The sequence below is a fragment of the Methylocella sp. genome (assembly GCF_044226135.1).
GTDB lineage: Bacteria > Pseudomonadota > Alphaproteobacteria > Rhizobiales > Beijerinckiaceae > Methylocapsa.
In genome coordinates this window covers 1-15,503 of sequence record NZ_JBGAHM010000036.1, presented here as the reverse complement: position 1 = coordinate 15,503, position 15,503 = coordinate 1, and the positions used below count along the sequence as shown (strand labels likewise).

Genomic DNA, 15,503 nt, shown 5'->3' with positions numbered 1-15,503 from the left:
CCGCGGCGGCGCGACGTCGACGCAGGACAAACGGCTGCGCAAGAAAACGACCGCGCAAGAACAAAGGAGCCGCGCAGGCGATGGACGAGGACAACGGGCAAGGCGTTGAGGCGGACGCCGCGGAGGGCGAACGCACCCTCCTGATCGTCGACGACGACAAGCCGTTTCTCACGCGACTGACGCGCACCATGGAGAGCCGCGGCTTCGACGTGCGTTGCGCGGAGTCGGTCGCCGAGGGCCTGAAGGCGATCGCCCAGAGCGCGCCGGCCTACGCCGTGATCGACATGCGGCTCGGCGACGGCAACGGGCTCGACGTCATCGCCGAGCTCAAGGCGAAGCGGCCCGACGCGCGCGGCGTGATCCTGACGGGCTATGGCAACATCGTCACCGCCGTCACCGCCGTGAAGTCCGGCGCCTTCGACTATCTCGCCAAGCCGGCCGACGCCGACGAAATCTACAACGCCCTGATGGCGATCCAGCACGACAAGGCCGAACTGCCGGAAAATCCGATGTCGGCCGACCGCGTGCGCTGGGAGCACATCCAGCGCGTGTATGAATTGTGCGGGCGCAACGTCTCGGAGACGGCGAGGCGGCTCAACATGCATCGTCGCACGCTGCAGCGCATCCTGGCCAAGCGCGCGCCCCGCTAGGCCCGGCGCGCGGCGCGGGGCCATTGCCTCGCGCCGCGCAAAGCCGTATTGGCGACCCTCCGACCCGCGGCCCGCCGCGGCTTCGGGCCGATAGCTCAATGGTTAGAGCCGGCCGCTCATAACGGTCTGGTTGCAGGTTCGAGTCCTGCTCGGCCCACCACCCTGCCCGGCCCACTACCCTGCCCGGCCCACTACCCTGCCGCGCAGGCCGCGCCGCCCCTCTCCGGCTCCCTCCCTGTTCCGTGGAGGCGTGAGGCCTATTCGCCCGGGGCGCGGGCGTCGATGGCGAGCGCGTGAACCCCGTTGTCGAGCTCATGCGCCAGCGCGGCGTTGATCGCGCGGTGGCGGTCGACGCGGCTCTTGCCGGAGAACTGCGCCGAGACCACTTTCACCTTGAAATGCGTCGCGCCCGCCTGGCCCGCCCGCCCGGGGCGATGCGTCACGGCATGGGCGTGGCTGGCGTGCTTGTGGGATTCGTCGACCACCTCGACCGTCTGGGGGGCGAAGGCCGCGGTCAGCTTGGCCTTGATCGCTTCGGCGACGGACGCCTCGGCGGCGTCGGGCATGTGCTCGCTCATGAAAGTCTCCCGCCGGCTCCGCGCAAGCGGGCCGGGCCTATAACGCCGCCGGGCCAAACCCGACGGCCGTTCGTCGCATCCGCCTGATCCGAAAAGTCAATCCTTTCGGGCGGAGGCCCTGTCGCCATTTTACCCCGCCCCCGCGCTTGCGGCCACTCCAAAGAACCCCATAATGCGCCGGCTATGAATTTGAACTCCCGCTTCTTCGACCGCATCAGGGTCAAGCCCGAGCCGCGGGAGGAGCCCGTTCGCGACGCGCCGCGCTGCGATCATCCGGGCTGCGCCGCGCCGGGGCTGCACCGCGCGCCCCAGGGCCGGCTGCGCGAAGGACAATATTTTTTCTTCTGCCTCGACCATGTCCGCGAATACAACGCCAACTATAATTATTTCAATGGTATGAGCACGCAGGACGTGGCCCGCTACCAGCGCGACGCGCTGACCGGCCACCGTCCGACCTGGGCCATGGGCGGCGCAAGGACGACAGGCGCCGCGCCGGCCGACGCCGCGCCGGCGGGCATGGGCGCCGGCGCGTTCGGCGCCGGCTTTCGCGCCGAGCCCGAGCGGCCGCGCCACGGCGTCGCGGCCCTGCGCGCGCTGGGCGTGCTCGGCCTCGACGACACGGCCGACGCCGCCGCGGTCAAGGCGCGCTACAAGGATCTGGTCAAGCGCTTGCATCCCGACGCGAACAACGGCGACCGTTCGAACGAGGATCGTCTTCGCGAGATCATCCGCGCCTATAAATATCTGAGTTCGGTCCGATGCGGCTGACGCCCGGGCGGGCCGGCCGGATCCGGGCCTTGAACCCGCCGGCCGGCGCGACGTCCGTGACGGCCGCGCGGCGCCCCGCAATCCAACGGAGAGAGAATGCAAACCGCAACGCTCGATGAAGGCGCGGCCGTCGCCGGCCTGCCGGACATGAAGATTTCCGTGCGGCAGGTGTTTGGCATCGACACCGACATGGAGGTCCCCGCCTATTCGGACAGCGACCCTCACGTTCCGGATCTCGACCCCGACTATCTGTTCGACCGCGACACCACGCTCGCCATCCTGGCCGGCTTCGCGCGCAACCGCCGCGTGATGGTCACGGGCTACCACGGCACCGGCAAGTCGACCCATATCGAGCAGGTGGCGGCGCGGCTCAACTGGCCCTGCGTGCGCATCAACCTCGACAGCCATGTCTCGCGCGTCGACCTTGTCGGCAAGGACGCGATCGTGCTCAAGGACGGCCAGCAGGTCACCGAGTTCAGGGACGGCATCCTGCCCTGGGCGCTGCAGAACAACATCGCCCTCTGCTTCGACGAATATGACGCCGGACGCCCCGACGTGATGTTCGTGATCCAGCGCGTGCTCGAGGTCTCGGGGCGGCTCACCCTGCTCGATCAGAGCCGCGTCATCCGGCCGCATCCCGCCTTCCGGCTGTTCTCGACCACGAACACCATCGGCCTCGGCGACACCTCGGGCCTTTATCACGGCACGCAGCAGATCAACCAGGGCCAGATGGACCGCTGGTCGATCGTCGCCACGCTCAACTATCTGCCGCACGACAAGGAGACCGACATCGTGCTGGCCAAGGTCAAGTCGTTCCAGCGGACGAAGGAGAGCCGCGACCAGATCGGCAGGATGGTCCGCGTCGCCGACCTCACCCGCAACGCCTTCATCGCCGGCGACCTTTCGACCGTGATGAGCCCGCGGACGGTCATCACCTGGGCCGAGAACGCCGAGATCTTCAGCGACGTCGGCTTCTCCTTCCGCGTGACCTTTTTGAACAAATGCGACGAGCTCGAACGCGCGCTCGTCGCCGAGTTCTACCAGCGCTGCTTCGGCAAGGAGCTGCCGGAAAGCGCGGTCAACGTGGTCATGAGCTGAAACGGAAGACCGGGGCGCCATGTCCTCCAGCAACCAGAAGCCGCCGCAGAAGGCGCAGGCTCCGCAGGAGCCGTTCAAGCGCGCCGTCGCCGGCTGCATGCGGGCCATGGCGCGCACCCCCGCCCTCGAAGTCGCCTTCGCGCCCGAGCGGCCGAGCGTGATCCGCACGGGCGGGACGGCGCGGGCGCGGCTGCCCGAGCCGCCGCGCAAGCTCGACGCGCAGGAGGCCGCGATCCTGCGCGGCCAGGGCGACTCCATGGCGCTGCGCCTCGCCTGCCACAATGACGATCTGCACCGGCGCCTGTCGCCGCAGCTCGCCTCGGCGCGCTCGGTGTTCGACGCGGTCGAGCAGGCGCGCGTCGAGGCGCTCGGCTCGCGCCGCATGGAGGGAGTCGCCGGGAACATCGACGCCATGCTTGACGACCGTTTCCGCAGGGCCCGCTACGGCGACGCGGCGACGAAGGCCGAGGCCCCGATCGAAGAGGCGCTCGCCATGATCGTGCGCGAGCGGCTGACCGGCCGCAAGCCCGGCAGGCACGGCCAGCGCCTTGTCGACCTGTGGCGTGAGACGGTCGAGGCCAAGGCCGGCTCCGAGCTCGACGCGCTTTCCGCCTCGATCGAGGACCAGCGCGCGTTCGGCCACCATCTGCACAAGCTTCTGACCTCGCTCGAAATGCTCGACGAGGCGAGCTTCGACGACGCGCAGGACGACGACGAGAATTCGACCGACGAGGCCGACGAAGGCGACGCCGACGTCGAGGGCGAGGCCGGCGAGCGCGACGAAACCGGCGAGATGCGCGAAGTCGAAAAGAGCGACGCCGACGCCGAGGCGCTCGACGAAGCCGACGCCGAGACCGCGGAGGCGCCGACCGGCGAATTCGAGGAGGAGGCGGATTTCGCCGAGTCCGAGCAGGCCGCCAATCCGCGCCGCCCGCCCGCGCCCCTGCGCGGCGACCCCGCCGCGCTCGACTACAAGGCCTTCACCCGCCGCTTCGACGAGACCGTCGCGGCCGAGGAGCTGTGCGACCCGGAGGAGCTCGAACGGCTGCGCGCCTATCTCGACAAGCAGCTCCAGAACCTTTCCGCCGTGGTGGCGCGCCTCGCCAACCGGCTGCAGCGCCGGCTTCTGGCGCAGCAGAGCCGGGCGTGGGAGTTCGACCTCGAGGAAGGCATGCTCGATCCGGCGCGCCTGCCCCGCGTCATCATCGACCCGCAGCAGCCGCTGTCCTTCAAGCATGAAAAGGACACCGACTTCCGCGACACGGTCGTTACCCTGCTGATCGACAATTCGGGATCGATGCGCGGGCGCCCGATCACGGTCGCCGCCACCTGCGCCGACATTCTCGCCCGCACGCTTGAGCGCTGCGGCGTCAAGGTCGAGATTCTCGGCTTCACGACCCGGGCCTGGAAAGGCGGCCAGTCGCGCGAGGCCTGGATTCAGGCCGGCAAGCCCGCAGCTCCGGGGCGGCTCAACGACCTGCGCCACATCATCTACAAATCCGCCGACGCGCCCTGGCGGCGGTCGCGCCGCCAGCTCGGGCTGATGATGCGCGAAGGGCTTTTGAAGGAGAACATCGACGGCGAGGCGCTCGACTGGGCGCACAAGCGCCTGCTGGCGCGCCCCGAGCAGCGCAAGATCTTGATGATGATCTCGGACGGCGCGCCGGTCGACGATTCGACGCTCTCGGTCAATCCCGGCAACTACCTTGAAAAGCACCTGCGCCGGATCATCGAGCAGATCGAGACGCGCTCGCCGGTCGAGCTCATCGCCATCGGCATCGGCCATGACGTGACGCGCTATTACCGCCGCGCCGTGACCATCGTCGACGCCGAGGAGCTTGGCGGGGCCATGACCGAGAAGCTCGCCGAGCTGTTCGCCGAGACCTCGGCGCCGCAGCGCAAGGGCGCGGCCCGCGCAAAGCCCGGCCCCGCGCCGGCCGCGGCCCGCTGACGCCGGCAAAGCCGCAGATGAACAGGCGCAGGTGAACAGGCGCATGTGAATGTGAACAGGCGCATGTGAAAAAGCGCCGCGGAGGGCCGCGGCGCTTTTGGTCGTCAAAGCTGCGTCGAAGGCGGCGCGGCCGCCTCAGGCGGTCGTCGTCTGCTGCTGCGCCGCCATCTCGGTCATGCGCTGGCGATAGAGCGCCGCGAAGTCGATCGGGTCGATGTAGAGCGGCGGGAAGCCGCCGCCGCGCACCGCCTCGGCGATGATCTGCCGGGCGAAGGGAAACAGCAGCCGCGGGCATTCGATCATCACCACCGGGTGCTGGTCGGTCTGCGGAATGTTGACGAGCCGGAACAGGCCGGCGTAGTCGAGCTCGAACGTGAACAGCGTGTCGGCCTCGATCTTGGCCGAGCCTTCGAGCAAAATGTTCACCTCGAAGTCGCTCTCGCCGACCTGCTTGGCGTTGACGTTGACCTGAATCTGGATGTTCGGGGCCTTCTCCTGGGGCCCGAGCGAGCGCGGCGCGTTCGGATTTTCGAACGAGAAATCCTTCGTGTACTGCACCATCGCATTAATGGCCGGCGCCCCGTCGTTGGCCGGCTCCGATCCGTTTCCATTCGCCATAATCAGTTCTCCCTCGGTCGCCGCCGGTAGCACGGAAGGATCGGGCCCACAAGCCGGCTTTGACGCTTGCGTGAGAAAGGGAATAAAGCGGGATCGCGCCGCGCCGATGCGCTAAGGCTTGGCGCGTCGCGCACCCCGTCGCTCGTCGAGGCCATGACCGAAGACCCGCCCCGCTTCTTTCTCGTCTCCCCCCCGCTCGCCGAGGCGGACAGCTTCACAGGCCCGCTCAGCGCCGCGCTGGACGCCTGCGACGCGGCCTGCGTCCTGATCCGGCCCGACGCGCGCGCCGCCGGCGCCGACGCAAAAAGGATCGTGCGCGCTCTCGCGCCCTTGGCGCAGGACAAGGACGTCGCGCTCATCGTGCCTGACGATCCGCAGCTCGCCGTCCGCTCCGGCGCCGACGGCTGCCAGATCGGCCGCGGCGCGGCGGGCGTCGATCTCGCCGGCGCGCTCAAGGCGCTGAAGCCCGACCGCATCGTCGGGGCCGGCGCGCTTGGCGGGCGCGACGACGCCATGACGGCGGGCGAGATGGGCGTCGACTATCTGATGTTCGGCGGGCCCGACGACGCCTGCGCGCCCGAGGCCGTGCTGGAGCGCGTCGCGTGGTGGGCGGAGATCTTCACCGTCCCCTGCGTCGCCTATGCGGCGAGCCTCGCCGAGATCGCGCCGCTCGTCGCGGCGGGCGCGGATTTCGTCGCGCTGGGCGAAGCCGGCTTTCTCGATCCGCGCGGCCCCGCCGCGGCCTTCGCCGAGGCGCAGGCCCTGCTTGAAAGCGCGCACGCCGCCAGGCTTCAGGGGCTTCATGATGCAGGCCGGGCTTAAGGCGCTCGGCGTCGCGGCGCTGCTCGCCGGCGCGACGCCGGCCGGCGCGCGCGACAGGCCGCAGACGGCGCCGGACGCGGCCTTCGACCTCGCCTTCGGCGCCTATCAGCGCGGCTATTACGGCACGGCGCTCGCCGAGGCGATGAAGCGCATCGAGGCGAAGGACCGGGACGCCGCGGCCATGACGCTGCTCGGCGAACTCTACGCGCAGGGGCTCGCGGTGCGCCGCGACCCGACCGAGGCGGCGCGCTGGTACCGGCTGGCGAGCGAGCGCGGCGACCGCCAGGCGACCTTCCGCCTCGCCGTGGCGACGCTCAACGGCGAGGGCGTGGACAAGAGCCGCGAGGCGGCGCGCCGCCTGTTCGAGAAGGCGGCGGCGCAGGACCATGCCGGCGCGCTCTACAATCTCGGCGTCATGACGCTCGAGGACGACGTGCCCGCCCGCGACTTCACGAAGGCCGCGGGCTATTTCGCGCGGGCCGCCGCGCTCGGCGACGGCGACGCGGCCTATGCGCTCGGCGTGCTCTACCGCAACGGCTCGGGCGTCGAAAAGGACGACGTCAAGGCCGCCCGCCTGATGCGCCAGTCGGCCGAGACGGACACCCTGTCCGGGCAGGTCGAATACGCCATCATGCTGTTCAACGGCGTCGGCGTCCCGAAAGACGAGGCCGCGGCCGCGCGGCTGTTCCTGAAGGCCGCCGAGCGCGACAATCCGGTGGCGCAGAACCGCGCCGCGCGCATTCTCGCCGCCGGGCGCGGCGCGCCGCGCAATGTCGTCGAGGCGATGAAATGGCACATTCTGGCCTCGGCCGCCGGAATCAAGGACCCCTGGCTCGACGGCGAGCTCGCCAAGCTCACGCCGGCCGAGCGGGCCGAGGTCGAGGCCGCCGTGCGCCGGCATGTGGGGCACTGACGGCGCGGCCCGTCAGGCCGCCGCGGGCCCCCTGAGGCCGAGCCCGGCGAGCGCCGCCCGCATATGGGCGGGAAGCGGCGCTTCGACCGCGACCGGCTCGCGGTTCCTGTAGAGCGGAATCTCGATCCGCCGCGCGTGCAGCTGCAGCGTCAGCCCCGCCCCCGCCCCGCCGCCATAGACGGGATCGCCGAGAATCGGAAAGCCCGTCGCCGCGCAATGGACGCGCAGCTGGTGGGTGCGCCCGGTGAGCGGAGAAAGCTCCAGAAAAGCCGCGTCCCGCGTCGCGTCGAGCAGCCGCCAGCGCGTCTGCGACGGCTGGCCCGCAGGATCGACCTTCATGCGCCAGCCGCGCGCCGGATCGAAGCGCCCGAGCGGCAGGTCGATCAGCCCTTCGTCTTCGGCCGGACGGCCCTGAACCAGCGCGACATAGCTTTTTCCGATCTTTCCCTGCTTGAACAGGAGGCCGAGCTTTTCGAGCGCCTTGTGATGGCGCCCGAGCACAAGGCAGCCCGAGGTGTCCCGGTCGAGCCGGTGGGCGAGCGCCGGATCGCGCGGCAGGCCGAAGCGCAGATGCCGGAACGACTCCTCGAAGTTCGGCCCGCCTTTGGGGCCGCGATGCACCGGCAGCCCCTGCGGCTTGTCGAGGACGAGCATCATGGCGTCGCGGTAGAGGAGCCGCGCGCCGATCTCCTCCGCGTCGGGCGCGGCCGGCGCGAGGCTCACAGCCAGCCGCGCTTCTTGAACCAGAGAAAGGGGATCATCGCGCTGACGAAGATCACGAGCAGGCCGAACGGGTAGCCATAGGGCCATTCGAGCTCCGGCATGAATTTGAAGTTCATGCCATAGACGCCGGCGACCACGGTCGGCGGCCCGACCATCACCGAGACGATGGTCAGGATGCGGAAGATGTTGTTCTGCTCGATCGAGGTGAGGCCGAGCGTGGCGTCGAGCAGGAACTGGATCTTGTCGGTCTGGCGCGTCTCATAGTCGTTGAGCGAGGCGATGTCGCGCGTCAGGCTCTTGATCTTGGCGCGCTGGTCCGAACCCAGATAATCGGCCGCCTCGGTCGAGACGAAGGGCAGGATGCGGCCGATCCCGAGCAGCACGTCGCTGATCTTGGAGGTGAGGTCGCCGGCGCGCCCGACCTTGGTGAGCAGCATGCGCAAGTCGGCGCTGGCCTTTTCCGGCCCCTTGCTCTCCGTGTCGGCGAAGACCGACTGCGACAGGGCGTCGAGCTCGGCGTGAATCTTCTCGAGCTCGTCGGCGGCGCGGTCGATGATCGATTCGAGCAGGGTGATGAGCCCCGACGGGCCGTCCGCCGCGCGGCCGTTGTTCGGCAGGGCGGCGTAATGAAGATCCTCGCAGGCCTTCATGCGCTTGTAGCGGATCGTCAGCAGCAGCGTCTTCGAGAGCACGAAGCCGAGCGGCGAGGTCTGCGGCGAGCCGCTCGCGAGCCGCACGATCACCGGCATGCTCATGAACAGGTGGTCTTTGTCGCGATAGAGCCGGCTTGAGGATTCGATCTCCGACAGCCGTTCGAGCGTCGGCACCGCGATGCCCATGGCGCGCTCGAGATAGGCGACCTCCTTGGGGTCGGGCCGGAAGGCGTCGATCCAGTTGACGCCCTGCGGCAGGACGTCCGACTCGAGATCGACGTCGAAATCGGTCTTGGTTCGCGTCGAATGAAAACTCAGCATGCGGTCACGCTCGATCGGATATGGGCGCGAGCCTATAGCGCCGCCAAACGACGATCCGGCGACGCAAGAGGCGCGCCGCCCGGTCAGAACACGTGATACTGGAAGCTCCAGGTCTCGCTCAGGACGCGCTCCCCGGCCTTCAGGAACAGCCGCATCTCGACCGGATCGGCGCCCGGCGCGGCGGTCAGGTCGAACTGCGCGCGCCAGTGGCCCGGCTTGTCGTCGGGAACGGCCTCGGCGAACACATAGGAGAAGGTTCCGCGCGAGGCCCAGAGCACCGGCTCGGGCTTGACGCCGAACGGCAGGTCGGCGAGCGGCGGGCCATAAAATTCGACCATGAACTTGCGCACCCCCTTGGGGCGCGGCTGGCCGGGCTGGCCGCCGTTGCCGAGCCGCGTCGCGACGACGCGGGCGAGGTCGGTCGGGAACGGCTCGTCGGCCTCCCAGTAGAGCGTGAAGCCGAGATCGAAGGCCGCGCCCGCGCGCGCCGGCGCGGCCGGGCGCCACATGGCGACGATATTGTCATGGATCTCGTCGTCGGTCGGAATCTCGACGAGTTCGACCGCGCCCTTGCCCCATTGTCCGGCGGGCTTCACCCACAGGCTCGGCCGGCGCTCGTAATAGACGCCGTCCTGATAATGGTCGAAGTCGCGGTCGCGCTGCAAAAGGCCGAAGCCGCGCGGATTTTCGTCGGCGAAGGACGAGGCCATGATGCGCGGCGGATTGTTGAGCGGGCGCCAGATATGCTCGCCCGCGCCCGTCCACATGGCGAGCCCGTCGGAATCATGCACCTCGGGGCGCCAGTCGACGCCCGTCTCCTTCTTGGTTTCGGAGAACCAGTACATGGAGGTCAGCGGCGCGAGGCCGAGACGGGCGACGTCGGCGCGCAGGAACAGGGCCTGCTCGATGTCCATGGTCACGCCCTTGCCGCGGGTCATGACGAACCGGCAGGCGCCGGCGATGGAGGGGCCGTCGAGCAGGGCGCAGATGGTCAGCGAATCGCCGCCGCCCGTGCCGTCGATGTAGAATTTCGTGAAGTCGGGGAATTCCTCGGGCTTGCCGGCGACGGCGACGTCGATCGCCGCCGCCCGCGCCGAAAGCCCGTACTGTCGCAGCGCCCCGATGGCGCGGAAATAGGCCGCGCCGAGAAAGGCGACCCAGTCGTTCCTGCGCCAGTCGAGCGGCCCGTCCTTGGGCTCCTGCACGCGCAGGCCGGCGAAGCCCGCGCCCTGCGGCAGCTTGCGCGCGATCGAGTCCGCGGGCATCGAGAAATAGCTCTGGTCGTAGACGATCTCGCGCGCCTGGCCGCCCTCGACCACGTTCATCTCGACGGCCTTCTGGAAGAACATGCCGAGATGGAAGAAGCTGACCGGGAAGCGCCCCGGCCCCTGCGCGAACAGCGCATGGTCCATGTCGAAGGCGATTTTGCCCCAAGCCTCATAGTCGATCTTGCCGACGATCTCGGGCGCGGGCCGCGGCGGCGCGACATAGGGAGCGCCGGCCATGCGCTTCGCCGTCTGCTTCAAAAGATCGAAAGAAAAGGGGCGCGCCGGCCCGAGCTTCAATCCTTCGAGAGCCGCGGCCCCGCCGGGGGCGCCCGCGCCAAACCCCAGGGCGGCGGCCGCCTTCAGCACCGTTCTGCGGTCGAATCCGATCATGTCTCGTCCTGAAGGGAGGTCTCGAAAGGCAAGTCTTGAAAGGCAAGTCTTGAAGGGCAAGTCTTGAAGGGCAAGTCTTGAAGGGCGAAGGCCGGACGGCGGCGAACGGCGCGCCGCCGGGCTCAGCCGCGGATCGGCTCGTGGCGCAGCGCGACGCGCATGAAAAAATAGAGCAGCACGAAGCCGATCAGCGTGAAGGCGACTTCGATCGTGCGGCTGACCCAGGGCGCGAGCTGCAGCAGGCCGCCGATCGCCCAGCCGGCCGCCCAGGAGGCTCCGACCATCTCGGTGCCGACGAGGACCGCGACGGCGACGAGCGTCGACAGGTGCAAAAGATTGATCGGCTTTTCGGCCCCGGGACGTCGCGCCGCCGCGCCGATCTTGAGCTGACCCTTGCCCTGCGCCACGTCGCGCCTCCTTCCCGCAGCCGCGCCGCAACAGGGCGGCGATAGGCAAACACGCCCGCCGAGTATATCATTAGAGCCGGCCGGGCAAGGCCGCGGCGCGGCAGGCGCGCGCGGCCCGCCCGCCCCGAAGACGCGCGAAAAAGCGGAAGGCTAAGGCGAAAGCATGGGGGCGGCCGAGGATCTTCAACCCGCCTGGGCGAAGTTCTACCCCTCGGGCGTTCCGGCTTCGGCCGAGCCGCCGCGCTACCGCCTGCTCGGCGAGGCGCCGGCGGATCTCGCGGCGCGGCGCGGCGCGGCGCGCGCCTTCCTGACCGTGCTCCCGAACGGGCTTTCGGGCAGCCTGTCCTTTTCCGACGTCGACCGTCTTTCGACCGACTTCGCCGTCTATCTGCGCGAGGAGCTGCGGCTGCGCCAGGGCGCGCGCGTGGCGCTTCAGATTCCCAACGGGCTCGCCTATCCGGTCGTCGCCTTCGGCGTGTTCAAGGCCGGCTGCGCGCTGGTCAACGTCAACCCGCTCTACACGCCGCACGAGATGGCGCATGTCTTCGCCGACAGCGCGCCCGACGTCGTCGTCGTCATCGACATGTTCGCCGACAAGCTCGCGGCGGCGCTGCGCCGGCCCGAATGCGTCCATCTTTCGCCGCATGTGGTGCTGACGCAGGCGGCGAGCCTGTTTCCGGCGGTCAAGCGCATGCTGGTCGGCGCGGCGCAAAAGCATCTGCGCAAGGAGATCCCTGCGCCCAAAATCCCCTGCGTCGCCTTCGCCGAGGCGCTGGCGCTCGGGCGGCGCAGGGCGCGGCTCGGACCCAATCTGCGCGCCTATGTGGCGGGACTGGCGCCGGGCTCGATCGCCTGCCTGCAATATACGGGCGGAACGACCGGCCTCGCCAAGGCGGCGATGCTGAGCCATTCCAACCTGATCTCCAACGTCTCGCAGTTTCTCGCCTTCGTCGGCTCGGCGATCCGCGAGGACGACCATGTGCTGACCGCCCTGCCGCTCTATCACAGCTTCGCCTTCACGGTGAACATGCTGGGCTTTTATTTTCGCGGCGCGGCGAACGTGCTCATCCCCAGCCCGCGGCCGCTCGGCAATCTGCGCAAGGCCTTCGCCAAGACGCCGATCAGCTTCATCACCGGCGTCAACACGCTCTACAACGGGCTGCTGCACGAACGCTGGTTCGTGGACGCGCCGCCGGCGCGGCTGCGCCTGTCGGTCGCCGGCGGCATGGCGCTGCAGGACGCCGTCGCCAGGCGCTGGGAGCGCGTGACGCAGACGCCCCTGATCGAAGGCTATGGGCTGTCCGAGGCCTCGCCCGTGCTGACCTTCAATCCGACGCTGCGCGTCAAGCCGGGCACGGTCGGCGTGCCGCTCCCCTGGACCGAGCTTCGCATCCTCGGCGAGGACGGGCGCGAGGCCGCGCCCGGCGCGCCGGGCGAGCTTGTCGCGCGCGGGCCGCAGATCATGGCCGGCTACTGGCGCCAGCCCGAGGAGACGGCGCTCGCGCTGCACGACGGCTGGCTGCGCACCGGCGACGTCGCGACCATGGACGAGGACGGCTATGTGACGCTGGTCGACCGGCGCAAGGACATGATTCTCGTCTCGGGGTTCAACGTCTATCCGAGCGAGATCGAGGCGGCCCTCTGCGAACATTCGGGCGTGCGCGAATGCGCCGTCGTCGGCGTCAGCGACGAGACGACGGGCGAGGCGGTCAAGGCCTTCGTGCGGCGCGAGGAGGGAGGGCTCGAGGCCGAGACGCTGCGCGCCTTCTGCCGCACGCGGCTCGCCTCCTACAAGATCCCGAAGGAGATCGTCTTCTGCGACGACCTGCCGAAATCCAACGTCGGCAAGATTCTGCGCCGCGCGCTGCGCGACCGGCCGGAGTGAGCCGGCGCTTTCGCCGGCCGCAACCTTCGCCGGCGCCGGGCGTTGACGTCGGCGCCGCAGCGCGCTTCGCCTCACGCGCGTCCCGCCGCCGCTGGAGAAGACCATGGCCGCCATGACGAAAATTTTCGCAGCTTCAGGCTTCATGCTCGCCGCCGGCGCCTCCTGCGCCATGGCCGGCGAATTCCCGATGCGCCTTTCGCCCGTCGCCTTCACGGCGCCGGCGTTCGCTCCGGGCGCGGCGGCGACCTATGAAGGCCGCAGCGCGGTCGCCGGGCTCTCGAATGATTCCGGCGCCTCCTGGGCCGCCGCCTGCGCGATGGCCGGAGGCGGACTGTTCCCGCTCGCCGCCGACGTTCCCTGCGCGCCCTGGGCCGGCGTCGCCTGGCCCGGCGCGCGATAGGCCGCCTCAGCCCTCGAAATCGAGGCCGATGTCGAGAATCGGCGCGCTATGGGTCAGCCAGCCGACCGAGATCACGTCGACGCCCGTCGCCGCGATCTCGGGCGCGCTCGCCGGCGTGATCCGCCCCGAGGCTTCGGTGGTCGCGCGGCCGGCCGCGATCACGACCGCCTCGCGCAGCATGGCCGGGGTCATGTTGTCGAGCAGCACGGCGTCGACCTCCTCCCGCAGCCCCTCGCGCAGCTGGTCGAGCGAATCCACTTCAAGCTCGATCTTCACGAGATGCCCGGCCGCGGCCTTCGCCCGCCGCAGCGCCTGCGTGACCGAGCCGGCGATGGCGATGTGATTGTCCTTGATCAGCATCGCGTCGTCGAGGCCGAAGCGGTGATTGGCGCCGCCGCCGGCCCGGACCGCATATTTCTCGACCGCCCGCAGCCCTGGCGTCGTCTTGCGCGTGCAGACGACGCGCGTCCGGTAAGCCGCGATCGAGGCGACGATCGCGGCCGTGACCGAAGCGACGCCGCTGAGGTGGGAGAGAAAATTCAGCGCCGTGCGCTCGCCGGTCAGGACGCCGCGCGCGGGCCCCTCGACCACGGCGATGGTCTCGCCGGCCGACACATGCGCGCCGTCGGGGCGCAGCGCCTTAAAGGCGACGCGCGGATCGATCAGCTCGAAGGCGAGCCGGGCGAGATCGAGCCCGGCCACGACGCCGGCCTGCCGCGCGGCCAGCACGGCGCGCGTCTTGAGCCCCTCGGGCGCGATGGCGTCTGAGGTGACGTCTCCGGCGCGGCCGAGGTCTTCAAGCAGCGCGCCGCGCACGAGCGGCTCGATGAGCAGCCGCGGCGGCGGCGCGAGAAAGGGTGAGGTGGTCATGGATCGGCCCTGGGGCGTCGGCCGGAAAGGTCGCGGATTTTTCTGACCGGGCCGACGCGTGGAAACAGATGGCGTGGGCGACGTCTCAAGCCCGGACGGCCGGATTTCGCCCTGGACGCGCGCTCAGGCGACGAGCTTCGAGGCGAAGCTTTCGGCCGCCGCCACCGCCTCGTCGAGCCGCAGCGTCGACCGGCGCGCGCTCGCCGCCGGCCCGGGATGGTCGAGGCGGGCATGTGCGCCGCGGCTCTCCTGCCGGCGCAGCGCGGCGACGGCGATCATCAGCCCGACGGTCGCCGGATCGCCCGCGGCGGCGTCGGCGCGCGCGAGCGCGAGCAGCGCGCCCGCGGCCTCGCGCAGACCCGCGCCGTCGCGCAGCACGCCGACGTGGCGCGTCATGATTTCGCGCACGCGCGAAGGGTCGCGCGGCGGCGGGAGCGCCTGCGCCTCGGCCCGCGGCCGGCGCAGCCGCAGCGGCGTGGCCGCGGCCACGCTCTCGGCGACGAAGCCGCCGCAGACGACCGCTTCGAGCAGCGAGTTGCTGGCGAGGCGGTTCGCGCCATGCAGCCCGGTGCAGGCGGCCTCGCCGCAGGCCCAGAGCCCCTCGACGGAGCTGCGGCCGGCGAGATCGACCCTGATCCCGCCCATGTGGTAATGCGCCGCCGGCCGGATCGGGATCAGGTCGCGCGCGGGGTCGACCCCCATGGCGCGGCAGAACTGCGTGATCGCCGGGAATTTTTCGTCAAAGGCGGCGCCGATCGACGCGCGCGCGTCGAGAAAGACGCGCCGGCCGGCGGAAAGTTCGCGGAACACGGCGCGCGCCACCACGTCGCGCGGCGCAAGCTCGCGGCCCGGCGCATGCTCCATGAAGCGGCGGCCGCGGTCGTCGACGAGGATCGCGCCTTCGCCGCGCACCGTCTCGCTGACGAGCTTCAGCGGAAAGCCCGGCCCGTCAAGCGCGGTCGGGTGGAACTGCACGAATTCGAGGTCGGCCATCTCGGCGCCGGCCCGGGCCGCGAGCGCGAGCCCCTGGCCGAAGGAGCCCGCCGGATTGGTGCCATATTGATAAAGCCCGCCGACGCCGCCGGTGGCGATCACCACATGGCTCGCCGCGATCACGAGCGGCGCGCCGTCGGCCTCCGCGACGACGCCCGCGACGGCGCCGTCCTCGATTATCAGCCGGCGCGCCTC

General features: G+C 70.1%; 16 protein-coding genes and 1 tRNA gene. 9 read left to right on the top strand and 8 right to left on the bottom strand.

Features of this window, described 5'->3' with window-relative positions:
* Positions 1-80: 80 nt before the first annotated feature.
* Both ACILRB_RS13325 and ACILRB_RS13320 read left to right on the top strand, forming a co-directional pair.
* On the top strand, positions 81-650 hold the full coding sequence (locus ACILRB_RS13325; protein WP_395666779.1) for an ActR/PrrA/RegA family redox response regulator transcription factor: 570 nt from the start codon (positions 81-83) through the stop codon (positions 648-650).
* An 84-nt stretch (positions 651-734) separates the two neighbouring features.
* Positions 735-810 (top strand) — tRNA-Ile (locus ACILRB_RS13320).
* A gap of 97 nt (positions 811-907) precedes the next feature.
* Here the strand turns inward: ACILRB_RS13320 and ACILRB_RS13315 are convergent.
* Positions 908-1,228, bottom strand: coding sequence for a BolA family protein (locus ACILRB_RS13315; RefSeq protein ID WP_395666778.1), 321 nt, complete (start codon positions 1,226-1,228; stop codon positions 908-910).
* Positions 1,229-1,411: 183 nt separating this feature from the next.
* Here ACILRB_RS13315 and ACILRB_RS13310 point away from each other — a divergent pair, with 183 nt between their 5' ends.
* The 3 genes from ACILRB_RS13310 to cobT all read left to right on the top strand — a co-directional run bounded on the left by ACILRB_RS13310 (position 1,412) and on the right by cobT (position 5,045).
* On the top strand, positions 1,412-1,996 hold the full coding sequence (locus ACILRB_RS13310) for a J domain-containing protein (RefSeq protein WP_395666777.1): 585 nt from the start codon (positions 1,412-1,414) through the stop codon (positions 1,994-1,996).
* A 96-nt stretch (positions 1,997-2,092) separates the two neighbouring features.
* Positions 2,093-3,094, top strand: coding sequence for a cobaltochelatase subunit CobS (cobS, locus tag ACILRB_RS13305; protein WP_395666776.1), 1,002 nt, complete (start codon positions 2,093-2,095; stop codon positions 3,092-3,094).
* A 19-nt stretch (positions 3,095-3,113) separates the two neighbouring features.
* Positions 3,114-5,045 (top strand): cobaltochelatase subunit CobT, encoded by a 1,932-nt coding sequence (gene cobT / locus ACILRB_RS13300; RefSeq protein WP_395666775.1) that lies wholly within the window; start codon positions 3,114-3,116, stop codon positions 5,043-5,045.
* Positions 5,046-5,180: 135 nt separating this feature from the next.
* Here cobT and secB read toward each other — a convergent pair whose 3' ends face one another.
* Positions 5,181-5,663 (bottom strand): protein-export chaperone SecB, encoded by a 483-nt coding sequence (gene secB / locus ACILRB_RS13295; protein ID WP_395666774.1) that lies wholly within the window; start codon positions 5,661-5,663, stop codon positions 5,181-5,183.
* A gap of 153 nt (positions 5,664-5,816) precedes the next feature.
* Here secB and ACILRB_RS13290 point away from each other — a divergent pair, with 153 nt between their 5' ends.
* Together ACILRB_RS13290 and ACILRB_RS13285 are read left to right on the top strand one after the other, a co-directional pair.
* A complete protein-coding gene (locus tag ACILRB_RS13290) occupies positions 5,817-6,485 on the top strand; it encodes a thiamine phosphate synthase (protein ID WP_395666773.1) in 669 nt (222 codons plus the stop codon).
* Positions 6,430-7,398, top strand: a complete 969-nt coding sequence (locus ACILRB_RS13285) for a tetratricopeptide repeat protein (protein ID WP_395666772.1) — start codon at positions 6,430-6,432, stop codon at positions 7,396-7,398. Before ACILRB_RS13290 ends, ACILRB_RS13285 begins: the two co-directional genes overlap by 56 nt.
* A gap of 12 nt (positions 7,399-7,410) precedes the next feature.
* On the opposite strand, the gene ACILRB_RS13280 is transcribed toward ACILRB_RS13285, so the two are convergent.
* The 4 genes from ACILRB_RS13280 to ACILRB_RS13265 form a co-directional block, all read right to left on the bottom strand.
* Positions 7,411-8,055 (bottom strand): RluA family pseudouridine synthase, encoded by a 645-nt coding sequence (locus ACILRB_RS13280; protein ID WP_395666795.1) that lies wholly within the window; start codon positions 8,053-8,055, stop codon positions 7,411-7,413.
* Positions 8,056-8,117: 62 nt separating this feature from the next.
* Positions 8,118-9,095: a magnesium transporter CorA family protein gene (locus ACILRB_RS13275; protein WP_395666771.1), complete on the bottom strand. Its 978-nt coding sequence runs from the start codon at positions 9,093-9,095 to the stop codon at positions 8,118-8,120.
* An 83-nt stretch (positions 9,096-9,178) separates the two neighbouring features.
* Entirely contained in the window at positions 9,179-10,753 is a 1,575-nt protein-coding gene (locus tag ACILRB_RS13270; protein ID WP_395666770.1) for a glucan biosynthesis protein, read from the bottom strand.
* Between the two features lie 122 nt (positions 10,754-10,875).
* Complete coding sequence (locus ACILRB_RS13265; protein ID WP_395666769.1) at positions 10,876-11,160, bottom strand: hypothetical protein; 285 nt, start codon at positions 11,158-11,160, stop codon at positions 10,876-10,878.
* Between the two features lie 163 nt (positions 11,161-11,323).
* Between ACILRB_RS13265 and ACILRB_RS13260 the strand changes: the two genes are divergently transcribed.
* Together ACILRB_RS13260 and ACILRB_RS13255 are read left to right on the top strand one after the other, a co-directional pair.
* Positions 11,324-13,045 (top strand): AMP-binding protein, encoded by a 1,722-nt coding sequence (locus tag ACILRB_RS13260; RefSeq protein ID WP_395666768.1) that lies wholly within the window; start codon positions 11,324-11,326, stop codon positions 13,043-13,045.
* Positions 13,046-13,148: 103 nt separating this feature from the next.
* On the top strand, positions 13,149-13,445 hold the full coding sequence (locus ACILRB_RS13255; RefSeq protein WP_395666767.1) for a hypothetical protein: 297 nt from the start codon (positions 13,149-13,151) through the stop codon (positions 13,443-13,445).
* A 6-nt stretch (positions 13,446-13,451) separates the two neighbouring features.
* Here ACILRB_RS13255 and nadC read toward each other — a convergent pair whose 3' ends face one another.
* Positions 13,452-14,315: a carboxylating nicotinate-nucleotide diphosphorylase gene (nadC, locus tag ACILRB_RS13250; RefSeq protein ID WP_395666766.1), complete on the bottom strand. Its 864-nt coding sequence runs from the start codon at positions 14,313-14,315 to the stop codon at positions 13,452-13,454.
* A gap of 123 nt (positions 14,316-14,438) precedes the next feature.
* Positions 14,439-15,503: FAD-binding protein (locus tag ACILRB_RS13245; protein WP_395666765.1), on the bottom strand; the 1,065-nt coding region annotated here is incomplete at its 5' end.

What these genes read in the sequence shown, in the direction of transcription:
- ACILRB_RS13325 (WP_395666779.1), top strand. Translation starts at nt 81, where the DNA reads ATGGACGAGGACAACGGGCAAGGCGTTGAGGCGGACGCCGCGGAGGGC.
- ACILRB_RS13315 (WP_395666778.1), bottom strand. Translation starts at nt 1,228, where the DNA reads ATGAGCGAGCACATGCCCGACGCCGCCGAGGCGTCCGTCGCCGAAGCG.
- ACILRB_RS13310 (WP_395666777.1), top strand. Translation starts at nt 1,412, where the DNA reads ATGAATTTGAACTCCCGCTTCTTCGACCGCATCAGGGTCAAGCCCGAG.
- cobS (WP_395666776.1), top strand. Translation starts at nt 2,093, where the DNA reads ATGCAAACCGCAACGCTCGATGAAGGCGCGGCCGTCGCCGGCCTGCCG.
- cobT (WP_395666775.1), top strand. Translation starts at nt 3,114, where the DNA reads ATGTCCTCCAGCAACCAGAAGCCGCCGCAGAAGGCGCAGGCTCCGCAG.
- secB (WP_395666774.1), bottom strand. Translation starts at nt 5,663, where the DNA reads ATGGCGAATGGAAACGGATCGGAGCCGGCCAACGACGGGGCGCCGGCC.
- ACILRB_RS13290 (WP_395666773.1), top strand. Translation starts at nt 5,817, where the DNA reads ATGACCGAAGACCCGCCCCGCTTCTTTCTCGTCTCCCCCCCGCTCGCC.
- ACILRB_RS13280 (WP_395666795.1), bottom strand. Translation starts at nt 8,055, where the DNA reads ATGATGCTCGTCCTCGACAAGCCGCAGGGGCTGCCGGTGCATCGCGGC.
- ACILRB_RS13275 (WP_395666771.1), bottom strand. Translation starts at nt 9,095, where the DNA reads ATGCTGAGTTTTCATTCGACGCGAACCAAGACCGATTTCGACGTCGAT.
- ACILRB_RS13270 (WP_395666770.1), bottom strand. Translation starts at nt 10,753, where the DNA reads ATGATCGGATTCGACCGCAGAACGGTGCTGAAGGCGGCCGCCGCCCTG.
- ACILRB_RS13260 (WP_395666768.1), top strand. Translation starts at nt 11,324, where the DNA reads ATGGGGGCGGCCGAGGATCTTCAACCCGCCTGGGCGAAGTTCTACCCC.
- ACILRB_RS13255 (WP_395666767.1), top strand. Translation starts at nt 13,149, where the DNA reads ATGGCCGCCATGACGAAAATTTTCGCAGCTTCAGGCTTCATGCTCGCC.
- nadC (WP_395666766.1), bottom strand. Translation starts at nt 14,315, where the DNA reads ATGACCACCTCACCCTTTCTCGCGCCGCCGCCGCGGCTGCTCATCGAG.